Source organism: Streptomyces sp. sk2.1 (assembly GCF_008120935.1).
In the GTDB taxonomy this organism is placed as follows: Bacteria; Actinomycetota; Actinomycetes; order Streptomycetales; family Streptomycetaceae; genus Streptomyces.
This window is the reverse complement of sequence record NZ_RDBO01000055.1, coordinates 262,285-263,318: the sequence shown is the minus strand read 5'-3', so window position 1 is coordinate 263,318 and position 1,034 is coordinate 262,285. Positions and strand designations below refer to the sequence as shown.

Annotated in this window: 1 protein-coding gene, 1 tRNA gene and 1 pseudogene; all 3 read right to left on the bottom strand. The window is 70.5% G+C overall.

Annotation, left to right across the window (positions count from 1 at the left end):
- Window positions 1-43: 43 nt before the first annotated feature.
- Complete coding sequence (locus tag EAO76_RS18435; protein ID WP_148837034.1) at window positions 44-463, bottom strand: DUF6578 domain-containing protein; 420 nt, start codon at window positions 461-463, stop codon at window positions 44-46.
- Window positions 464-573: 110 nt separating this feature from the next.
- A tRNA-Arg gene (locus tag EAO76_RS18430) sits at window positions 574-646 on the bottom strand.
- 117 nt (window positions 647-763) lie between these two features.
- Window positions 764-1,034 (bottom strand): annotated as a pseudogene (locus EAO76_RS18425) (hypothetical protein); the annotation flags it as partial.

Below are 1,034 nucleotides of genomic sequence, written 5' to 3'. Positions count from 1 at the left end.
GTGACCGCCCGCCGACCGGTGGCAGTTCGCCCCGCCGGCCTCCTCATCGGCCGCGGGCAGCCGCGCCTCCCGCCACGTCCGCGGCACGCCGGGCGGTCACCAGGTAGCCCGCGAAGCGGAGCTCCGGTCCGCCCTTCGCCCACCCGTCCGCCTCCTCGACCGGAACCAGCACGGTCGTGCCGGGAACGGGGTGGTTCACCTTGTCCGTGGCGCCCGGGGGCACCTCGTAACGGCAGTGCACCTCGTCGATCGACACCACCTCCACCGAGGTGGGCGCGTGCTCCTCCCCCTGGCCGTGGTGCTCCTCGCGGAAGTCGATCCCGGCCGCGCGCTCACTGCCGACGACACGGGCGTACTCCTCCGGATCGACCTCCAGCAGCGTCCACGAGACGACGTCCCCCGGCGCGAAGCGCTCCCCGCAGCACTGGATCTGCCAGTCATCGACCCAAATCGTCAACGTCATGCGGCCATTGTCCGCCGAGCGCCCCGCGCCCGTGCCGCATTTCGCCGCGGTACGCCGGGACCCGGACAACGCGAGAGGCCCCGGATTTCTCCGGGGCCTCTCGCTTGCTGTGCACTCGGCAGGATTCGAACCTGCAACCTTCTGATCCGTAGTCAGATGCTCTATCCGTTAAGCTACGAGTGCTTGGCGTTCCGGGCTTTTTTCTTCCCGGTCGGCGTTGCGAGAACAACATTACATGACCTGCGCCGTAGCGCGAAATCCATTAAGCAAACCCGCCCCTACCTGCAGAAACGCCTCGATTCACGGCTGCGCGGAGCGACCGGCGGGCGGCTCGGGCGGGGCTCTCCGCCGCCATTCGCGGGACAGCGCTCCGCGCGGGGACCGGGGCGCGGCGCAGAGCCGGTGCGGGATCCGGAACGTCGAAGTCCGCGGCAGTTCGTGACCGTGCGGCCGTTTCCGTACGGGTGTCGTCGCGGCGCCCGGCGCGCCGATGTCCAGCGCCATGGTGTCCTCCCCCTGGCGGCCGCGGTGGTACAGCCGCCAGTACAGCTTCGTCCCGGGGGTGGTGGGC